The sequence below is a fragment of the Anabaenopsis arnoldii genome, from assembly GCF_028331025.1.
GTDB lineage: Bacteria > Cyanobacteriota > Cyanobacteriia > Cyanobacteriales > Nostocaceae > Anabaenopsis > Anabaenopsis arnoldii.
Genome location: NZ_JAQMUH010000065.1, coordinates 1 through 9,702, shown reverse-complemented (window position 1 = coordinate 9,702; position 9,702 = coordinate 1). Strand labels below are relative to the sequence as shown.

Below are 9,702 nucleotides of genomic sequence, written 5' to 3'. Positions count from 1 at the left end.
GTTACCGTAACTGGGGTAGTCGGGGGGATGTTGGGAGTTACCGTAACTGGGGTAGTCGGGGGGATGTTGGGAGTTACCGTAACTGGGGCTGTAGGTCTCCCTGGCAGAGTTACCCCACTCAGAGAGCCGACGGGAACTGGCCCTGCCAGGACAAAATCCGCACATATAGAGGTCAAACAATAACCCCATACGAAAGTAGCAGCAAACAAATTAAATCGTTTCATAACACCTCACACAAGTTAAGTTATATATGCAAATAGAAACTGATGTGATCCGCTAAGGTTCCTGTGACTAATATTGCTATTATTCCAGTGTTAATCCTGTTACAAGATTTCTGCCAAGGTATGCAGTATTTTTATTAACTCTACTCTTAATCAATCAGTTCCTGATTTCATCAATTTATTTTTTTTGAGAGAATAATGCTATATTGTTATGGTGGGCTTTTCTGTGTAGTAGATAGTTACCCGAAAATTGTTGTTAATGGTACTAGTAGTAGATATATGATTACAGTATGTTTCAACATAAAACTTAAACTAAAACCTATTTTGTTAACGACGGCAATTCAAAAATTATTATTTACACAGATAAATGATAATCCGCTCTCTACTAGAACGGTTTTCATCCTATTTACCCACGATGCCAGATTCGATACTCTCCTGTTCATCTGAAGCCAAAACCCAGAGGTGGAAGATTTTATGATCTTATGGGTGGGTCTTAAGCGAGGATAAGGCTAATGTTATCAAACTCAATAAATGTAAAAAAAGTAACAAAAAAAATCATATCCTGATCTTAAGACAAGGCCAAGACAAGATATAGTTTAATTTATTTACTAAGTAAAATATCAGTTATTCTTCAGTGAAACAATCAAGTATAAGATAATTTCATATTATCTTCACATTCATATAGATATTACTGTATTTTTTTACCTAAAGAATATACAAGTATCAATGCTCTCCTTTGGATGAGGGATAGCTGGCTTGTTGATCTGCCATCTCCAGCCTGATTTATGAAGGATATAATCATATTTTTTAATAAAAATTCATACTTTGATTTAAGTTTCCATCCTGATAGATATAAGGAAATTTGAGTCGGTTAATTTAATTTAGTAGTCGGCGCTGGTTGCTACTATTCTTTTTTGCCCAGAGAAAAAGTATCTAAAGATACAGAATTTTAGGCTAACTAAATAGAAGATCAGTCAAATTTCTGGCTGAGTTGATGGAGGTTGATCGCAAAACCTACTTTCATTATGCCTAATCTTGTGGGAACAGAGGTACTAAATTTGTACTATTATCCATGCTTTATAGTGTTAATTTCACCTCAGATTTGCCAGTTGTGGCGATTGTGGGTTTCCAAACATGATGTTGAAGGATTAAAAATTCCGGTAAGGAGGTGAGAATTTTTGGTTAAGAATATGCTATTTCCCTAATACAATTATCAAAAATGTTTACAAGTGTACCAATAGTTTCCTAAACTCCTAGTTAGGTTATGTGCAATTTGTGCTTGATAAATCAATGTTTATTTTGGGCGTTAATGTGTAGCGCCTAAATGGTTTGTTGCATTCAAGTAGGGTGTCATTGAAACTCATGTACCAACAAAAATCGACAATTAAAAATAGGCGAGTATCTCCAAGAAAGTACGGTAAAAATACAGGCTTGACCTCAAAGTTAAAGAGATTTAACTTAGCTGTTAAGGGGCTTAGTCCCAGTTGGCAAGCCTGTTTACCCTTAGCTTGCTTGATTGTTTTGGGCTGGGGTTATGTAGCAGTTGCTCAAACGCCAGATGCAGGGATAACAGAAGTAGGAGAACTTAAGGTTGCTCTAGATACTCTTTGGGTGGCGATCGCCGCATTTTTAGTATTCTTTATGAATGCTGGTTTCGGGATGTTAGAAACCGGTTTTTGTCGCCAGAAAAATGCGGTTAACGTTCTAGCTAAGAACTTAATTGTATTTGCTCTAGCGAGTATTGCCTTTTGGGCAATTGGTTTTGGTATTATGTTTGGGGATGGTAATAGTTTCTTGGGAACCTCGGGGTTTTTCCTCTCAGGAGCAGATAACAGTCCTTTAACAAGCGACGCTTATAAAGGTGTGTTCAGTTCTCTGAGCTGGGCGGGTGTACCTTTAGCAGCGAAGTTTTTATTTCAACTAGCCTTTGCGGGAACTGCGGCGACAATTGTTTCTGGTGCGGTAGCAGAGAGAATTAAATTTCTTGACTTCTTAATCTTCAGCCTCCTACTGGTAGGTATTGCTTACCCAATTACCGGACACTGGGTATGGGGTGGTGGTTGGCTAAGTCAATTTGGCTTCTGGGACTTTGCAGGTTCTACCGTCGTCCACTCCATGGGGGGTTGGGCGGCTTTAATGGGAGCTGCATTTCTCGGACCACGGATTGGTAAATATCAGGGTAGCGAAGTTTTGGCTTTACCGGGTCACAACATGAGCATTGCTACCCTAGGCTGTTTAATTCTCTGGTTGGGCTGGTTTGGTTTTAACCCCGGTTCCACCATGGCCGCTGATGGTAATGCGATCGCCCATATAGCTGTAACAACTAACATGGCTGCGGCTGCAGGTGCAATTGGTGCTACAGGTACAGCTTGGATTTACTTAGGTAAGCCCGACTTATCAATGATTATCAACGGTGTTTTAGCTGGATTGGTAGCAATTACAGCTTCTTGCGCCTACGTTGGTGTTCCCGCCGCGTTACTCATTGGTTTCATTGGGGGAGTAATTGTAGTTTTTGCAGTGACTCTATTCGATAAAATCCGTATTGATGACCCAGTGGGTGCTACCTCGGTTCACCTTGTTTGTGGTATCTGGGGAACCCTAGCAGTAGGTCTGTGGTCTGTAGGTCCTGGTATTTATTCCTGGTACGGTGAAGGTGCGGGGCCAGCAGCGGGTTTATTTGCTGGGGGTGGTTTAGGACAGTTCTTGATTCAACTGGTTGGTGTTGTGACTGTGGGTGGGATGACAGTTCTTCTGAGTAGCATCTTTTGGCTGACACTCAAAGCTACTTTAGGTATCCGGGTAACTCGTGAGGAAGAGTTAGAAGGTTTAGACATTGCCGAACACGGTATGGAAGCCTATACTGGATTCCTCAGAGAAACTACCCCTACGGGGTTTCCTGAAGGACACGGGTCACCTGAAATGTCAGGGGATAAATATTAAGATTGTGACTCATGACCCGTCTGAGAAGTGGCGGGTTTTTTTCTGCCCAATTTTGCACCTGTTGCCTCTGGGGATTTAAAATCACTATGGAAGGTCTGCCTAGAAAATCAATTATATTCTAGGGTTAGACATAATAAATAGTAATTTAAGTTGCAAATCCAATGGATACAAAAGCTTTTAAACGAGCGCTCCAACATTCGGAAAATTATAATCGTAAGGGATTTGGTCACCAAGCCGAAGTCACTACCCAGCTACAATCTGAGTATCAAAGTGGTTTGATTCAGGAAATTCGCGATCGCAACTACATTTTGACACAAGGCGATGTGACTATCCGCCTCGCCCAAGCCTTTGGTTTTTGCTGGGGTGTAGAACGCGCTGTGGCCATGGCTTATGAAACCCGTCAGCATTTCCCCACTGAACCCATCTGGATTACTAATGAGATCATTCATAATCCCTCTGTGAATCAGCGCATGCAGGAAATGGGTATCAAATTTATTCCTGTAGAAGCTGGTCAAAAGGATTTTTCTGTGGTGGAAACTGGTGATGTGGTGATTCTACCAGCATTTGGAGCCAGCGTTCAAGAAATGCAAATTCTCCATGACCAAGGTTGTAAAATCGTTGATACAACTTGTCCTTGGGTGTCGAAAGTTTGGAATACAGTTGAAAAGCACAAAAAAGTTAATTATACATCCATTATTCACGGTAAATATAAGCACGAGGAAACAGTTGCTACTAGTTCTTTTGCGGGCAAATATCTGATTGTGCTCAATTTACAACAAGCCCAGTATGTTGCAGATTACATTCTCCATGGTGGCGATCGCCAGGAATTTTTGCAAAAGTTTGCTAAAGCTTGTTCAGCAGGATTTGACCCTGACAGGGACTTAGAAAGAGTAGGTATTGCTAACCAAACCACCATGCTCAAAGATGAGACTGAGCAAATTGGTAAGCTGTTTGAGCGGACTATGATGCACAAGTATGGAACTATTGAGTTAAATCAGCATTTCCAAAGCTTTAATACTATCTGTGATGCTACCCAAGAACGTCAAGATGCTATGTTGGAATTAGTACAACATAACCTAGATTTGATGCTAGTAATTGGTGGGTTTAATTCATCGAATACAGCCCAATTACAACAAATTGCCTCTGAAAAAGGTATTCCTTCCTACCACATTGATTGTGTGGAACGAATACAGTCAGCAGATGCTATTGAACATCGACGGTTAAACGGGGAATTAGCGATCGACCAAAGCTGGTTACCTGATGGTGAAATCGTTGTAGGAGTGACTTCTGGTGCTTCTACACCCGATAAAGTAGTAGAAGATGTGATTTCGCGGATTTTTACATTAAAAGCAATGGTATCAGCAGTTTAAGTAACTTCTACATAGCAGATACCCGACTGATCAAAGAAGTCGGGATCTATTCCCTTGAACTACTCATAACTTAGGTAAAATTTCGGGTAATAAAGATCCTGGAACCTTAGATAAACCGAGATTTTGCCCCTCTATGCCCAATTTATTGTGGAAAGCACGAATTGTTTTCACAATATAATTCAAGGTTGTCTGACGAGCCTCTGGTTGGTGAGCAAATCCATTTATAGCGTGCAAATGATGAGTTAATGCTGCCTCTAAGTGTTGTGAAATTGTGGATTGAGTACCAGTAAAATAATTATCCATAACCAGCTGATAATGAGCTAACCCCAAATTATTGTGAGCAGCAAACAAATCAAAACCTAAATTATTACCCCTAAGTGAAACAGCCAAAGCAATAGCTTCATCATAAGCTGCAATAGACAATTGTAATAAATTTTGTCGTGACTGTTTAGTTGTTTGAGCTAAGTTGGCTAAATGCCAGTAAGCAGTGGCTAGATTATTTTGCGTCGCGGCACAAGCACTAGGAGCTTTAGCTGGAGTCCGGTATTTTAAAGCTTCGTGGTAGACATTAATAGCTAATTGCAGATTTTCTGCTGATTCTTCGTATTGTGCTAAATTCCAGTAGGCAGTACCGATATTATTCTGGATCATACCATACTTCAATGGTTCCTGCTCCGGGCTGTACTGAGCTAAAGCCTGAGTGTATAAAGCGATCGCTTTTTTAAAATTGACTACTGGTTGATTGTGTTGCGCTAAATGCCAATAAGCCGTACCTAAGTTATTTTGGCAAGCAGCATACTTTAACGATTCCATCGTGGGTGCACCATAACGCAGCGCTTCGCTGTAAGCTAATACTGCCTGTTGCCAATTCTCGCATGGGTTGGTAAGACGAGCTAAATCACTGTAGGCAGTACCGAGATTATTTTGTAGGCGTGTATGGGTTTCTGGTTTTTCTTGGGGGGATGTCAGCTTTAAAGCCAAATGATAAAATTCAATTGCCTGCTCTATATACGCTTTGCTATCACCTGATGGATGGGGGGTTCGGTATAGCATCCAATAGAGTGTACCCAGGTCATTTAAAATCTCTGGTGTTTGAGGTGATGTTTCATCATAGGCGATCGCCTCCTGATAGGCAAGAATTGCCACCATCAAATTTTCTGAACTTGATTTTCCCTGTTCAATGCGTAAGCGATATAAGTTTCCCAAATGATGATACAGTCGTGCCAATACCTCAACAGAGGCTTGTTGTGAGTGTAGTTCTTCAATTTCTAAAAGGATTTCTTGCAGTTGTTGGTGATCCTCTCCATTTTCACCAGGACTGGTGTTGATTGTTGTTATAATCAGTTGAATTAACTGCTTATTAATATGGGAGAATGAAAATTTCATCAGCTGGTTGCCTTGACTGGATTGATCACCAGATTTTTGTTGTTCCTTTCCAGCCATGAATGATTTGGAGTTTTCCTTTTTACCTTGGTGATTCGTTGGTGATTCCACAGGGAAATCTAAATCATCCTCAAAATTTAATTCCTGGGCGGATGTACCGTAGGTTTCGGCTTCCATTACTGATTCATCCAGAACAGATTGGTTAATATCTTCTAAATCCCAATTTCTAGCACTGGAGGAACTTTCCGGAACAGCTTGACTTTGTGTACTTGGTGTTGGCTCTCCTGCAAACACAAACACACCAGTACGCCAACGCCAAAACTGTGGTGCTGATTCCTGAATAGCAGATAACCAAGGACGCGTTACCCACAGCAACAGACTCGTTTCTAAAAATAGACCAGGCTGTCGACTAGAATAATTCTCATCAGTTAAGCGCAGATAGTGTAAAAATAAGCGCTGTATCGCCACTGGTTGCTTGGTTAATTGTTCCACACCTACAATCTGAAACATAGGTATTGGTAGTGGTTTACCTGGTGTATCTTTTGATGTACTTACAATCGGTGGTGGGTAATTAGATAACCATTGATTAACATGATCTATAGGATTAGGATCATTGAGATTCAATCTTAAGGTGACTAATCGCGGATAAGCTGAAGTACTACTTTCATAACCATCTATAGGCTTATATAGCACCTGCCCAACTGGATAAGCTAAAGTAGAATGCAACCGTGCTGCTACTTGATTTCGTAAGTTGAGATTATCACTAACTGCTAAAAAAACTTGTCGTCTTAAACCAAGACTCAGGGCAATTTTTAGACGATGATAGACTTTTCGATTCCAAGTAAAATGATCGGAGTGTGTAATATCATTCACGCTCATGGCGGCTAAAGAGCCAAAATATCGTAAACATAGATTTGACAGGATGTATTGCAGCAGACAGACAAAAATAAATTATGGCCTTTAATCTGCTCAGGATTTATCAAGGATTTGACTTTTTGTCAAATGTTTAGTATCTATTTATATTAATTCTACATAATGTATATGATTATAACAAATTATCACAAAAATTGACTCTACCAGGATTTAGTGCTATCTATATAGGGGGATTTTTACTTAATGTTCTCAGTATATAAGTATGGAATTAAAAGTGACCAACTCACATCACTAATGGACTGAGCTAGCCAAGGATTATAAAATTAAAGATTTTATAATGAAATTGAAAAAATCTTTTAGTTAACTGACATGAGAAACAGAGAAGGAAACAAAAATTAAACCAGCAACCAAAATGGCGGCGGTAATTCCTAAAATGATATAGGTACGCTTTTGCTCGTTTGTGGGAGGTTCTGCTTGGTAAACTTTTGGTTCATTGGCAAAATTATTCAAACGGCCGCCTTCTTCGTTGGTATAGGGCATAAATCAATTCCTAATGATGATCTTTTATTCGTTTTATGTTACATAAACGCTATATTCGGCTTTCCTATTAATATACAAATCGTTACATTAGGGGTTCAATATCATCCAGAACCCCCAATTCTGCATTGCCTATTCCCTATTCTCTAATTAGTAATTGTTCCGGTCAGAGGTGAGCTAGCACTAGCGTAGGTTTTCAGGGGCATTCTGCCAGCCAGATATGCTAAACGCCCGGCTACTGCTGCTAAATTCATGGCTTGGGCCATGGCTGGAGGGGTTTGGGAAAGAGCGATGGCACTATTAATTAATAAGGCATCTGCACCTAATTCCATAGCCTGGGCTGCTTCGGATGGTGAGCCAATGCCCGCATCTACCACTACTGGTATCCGGGCATTTTCAATGATAATTTGAATATTAGCAGTTGTTTTCAACCCTTGTCCCGAACCAATGGGAGACGCTAAAGGCATAACTGTAGCACAGCCAACATCTTCGAGGCGCTTGGCTAACATGGGATCAGCATTGATGTAGGGTAGTACAGCAAAACCTTCTTTTACTAGCTGTTCGGCCGCTTGTAGCGTGCCAATCGGGTCAGGAAGTAAATATTTAGGATCAGGAATGACTTCTAATTTCACAAAATTGTTATCTTCCTGTCCCAACAGTTTCGCCATTTCCCGCCCCAAACGAGCCACGCGAATGGCTTCCTCGGCAGTTTCACAACCAGCAGTATTAGGTAACATCCAAATTTTTGTCCAATCCAGGGCTTGGGCTAAACCCTCATGTCCAGGGGCTTGAGTTTGCACCCGTCTAACTGCCACAGTGACAATTTGACAACCACTAGCAAGAATACTTTGCTGCATTTCTTGAATGCTGCGATACTTACCCGTTCCTGTCATCAAGCGGGACTGAAAAGTTTTACCGGCGATGACCAGTGGTGAATCTGTAGAGCGGTAATTGGTCTGATCTTCAATAGGGAGCAGTGAATTGGGAGAATGACTGACCTGAGAGAAGTTAGCTGAGTGGGTAAACATGGGGGTAAAGGTAGATGACTGGCGATGAAAGCGCGAATAGTGGAAATTAGACAAGATCGGATCATATTTTTGCTGACATATCAAATCAGCAATTAATGCCGCGGTGATGGGTGCAAGCAGTATGCCATTACGATAATGACCTGTAGCCAAAGTTAAATTTTGACAGTGGCTACCCCCTAAAATAGGTAACTCATCGGGTGTAGCGGGACGAAATCCCCACCAGAATTCCTGGATGGGATAATCTTGTAATTGGGGATACAGTCTAATGGCTTGTTGAAGTAAGGTTTGAATACCAGCGGGGGTGTTGTGGGGCGTAAAGCCCACATCTTCATTGGTTGCCCCAATGATTATAGAACGGTTTCGCCTCGGTACAATATAAATATTCTCTCCGAATAAAACCCGTGTTAGGGGCAATTCAGGGATAAATTCTGGTACTCCCACCCTCAGCATTTGCCCTTTGCGAGGACGCACAGGTAATGGTAATAATTCAGACGACCATGCACCTGTAGCTAAAACATAATGGGCAGCACGAATTATCCCTGTATTTGTTCTTACGCCAATAACTTCACCCTGCTGTTGTAAAAATGCTTCGACTTTCACCTGGTCTTTGAGTTGAACACCAAGGGATTGGGCAGCTGTCCAGAGTACATTTGCCAAAGCACGATTATCAACTTGTCCGTCCTCAGGATACCACCAACCACCAACTACTTCTGCTGTTAATCCTGACTGATATTGGTGAATTGCTGCTTGATCTCGCCAGTATGGGGACTGATGGGTGGGTATTCCCAAAGCATCTACTTTCTCCACTTGTCCTTGATAAACTGGTGCTAATATCCCGCAAGGCCAGTAACCAGTATTTAAACCGGTTAATTGTTCGAGTTTATCAGTCCAGTCTGAATATAAGGCACACGATCGCCGACACAACAAGCCCATTGCTTGATTGTCGATCTTTTCCGCATCTGGTGCTAACATCCCGGCTGCAGCCTGGGTAGATGCAGCCTGAAAATCACGGCAAAGCACGGTAACTGAGGCTCCGCGCAACTTCAATTCCACGGACAGGCTTAAGCCAATGGCACCGCCACCAATAATTAAAACGTCACTAGTCATTAGTCATTTATCATTAGCTATTTACAATTAGTACATAACTAATAACTATTAAACTAAGCCGGTCAGTCACCCAACCGACTCGTCTACAAAACCGTACGTGAAACTTTCACCTCATACGGCTCCTCAGTGATATGGTTCTTGTCATGAATACCTGTAAGACTTCCATCTCTGGCTGTCTTCTTGTCGTGGCAATGTCTGTGCAATAGTTGTAGATTCTTATATTCATCTTTTCCACCTTTGGAG

General features: G+C 41.3%; 7 protein-coding genes. 3 read left to right on the top strand and 4 right to left on the bottom strand.

What is annotated here, in order from left to right; genetic code table 11:
- The 3 genes from PN457_RS04915 to PN457_RS04905 form a co-directional block, all read left to right on the top strand.
- Positions 1–183, top strand: a 183-nt coding sequence (locus PN457_RS04915) for a hypothetical protein (protein ID WP_271731714.1), incomplete at its 5' end; no start/stop codon positions are given.
- A 1,400-nt stretch (positions 184–1,583) separates the two neighbouring features.
- Positions 1,584–3,161: an ammonium transporter gene (locus PN457_RS04910; RefSeq protein ID WP_271731712.1), complete on the top strand. Its 1,578-nt coding sequence runs from the start codon at positions 1,584–1,586 to the stop codon at positions 3,159–3,161.
- A gap of 161 nt (positions 3,162–3,322) precedes the next feature.
- Positions 3,323–4,531, top strand: coding sequence for a 4-hydroxy-3-methylbut-2-enyl diphosphate reductase (locus tag PN457_RS04905; RefSeq protein WP_271731710.1), 1,209 nt, complete (start codon positions 3,323–3,325; stop codon positions 4,529–4,531).
- A gap of 63 nt (positions 4,532–4,594) precedes the next feature.
- Here the strand turns inward: PN457_RS04905 and PN457_RS04900 are convergent, their stop codons facing one another.
- The 4 genes from PN457_RS04900 to PN457_RS04885 form a co-directional block, all read right to left on the bottom strand.
- A complete protein-coding gene (locus PN457_RS04900) occupies positions 4,595–6,793 on the bottom strand; it encodes a tetratricopeptide repeat protein (protein ID WP_271731708.1) in 2,199 nt (732 codons plus the stop codon).
- A gap of 354 nt (positions 6,794–7,147) precedes the next feature.
- Positions 7,148–7,327, bottom strand: a complete 180-nt coding sequence (psb34, locus tag PN457_RS04895) for a photosystem II assembly protein Psb34 (RefSeq protein WP_271731706.1) — start codon at positions 7,325–7,327, stop codon at positions 7,148–7,150.
- 143 nt (positions 7,328–7,470) lie between these two features.
- Entirely contained in the window at positions 7,471–9,459 is a 1,989-nt protein-coding gene (gene thiO / locus PN457_RS04890; RefSeq protein WP_271731704.1) for a glycine oxidase ThiO, read from the bottom strand.
- Positions 9,460–9,542: 83 nt separating this feature from the next.
- Positions 9,543–9,702: HNH endonuclease (locus tag PN457_RS04885; RefSeq protein ID WP_271731716.1), on the bottom strand; the 160-nt coding region annotated here is incomplete at its 5' end.

What these genes read in the sequence shown, in the direction of transcription:
- thiO (WP_271731704.1), bottom strand. Translation starts at nt 9,459, where the DNA reads ATGACTAGTGACGTTTTAATTATTGGTGGCGGTGCCATTGGCTTAAGC.
- psb34 (WP_271731706.1), bottom strand. Translation starts at nt 7,327, where the DNA reads ATGCCCTATACCAACGAAGAAGGCGGCCGTTTGAATAATTTTGCCAAT.
- PN457_RS04910 (WP_271731712.1), top strand. Translation starts at nt 1,584, where the DNA reads ATGTACCAACAAAAATCGACAATTAAAAATAGGCGAGTATCTCCAAGA.
- PN457_RS04905 (WP_271731710.1), top strand. Translation starts at nt 3,323, where the DNA reads ATGGATACAAAAGCTTTTAAACGAGCGCTCCAACATTCGGAAAATTAT.
- PN457_RS04900 (WP_271731708.1), bottom strand. Translation starts at nt 6,793, where the DNA reads ATGAGCGTGAATGATATTACACACTCCGATCATTTTACTTGGAATCGA.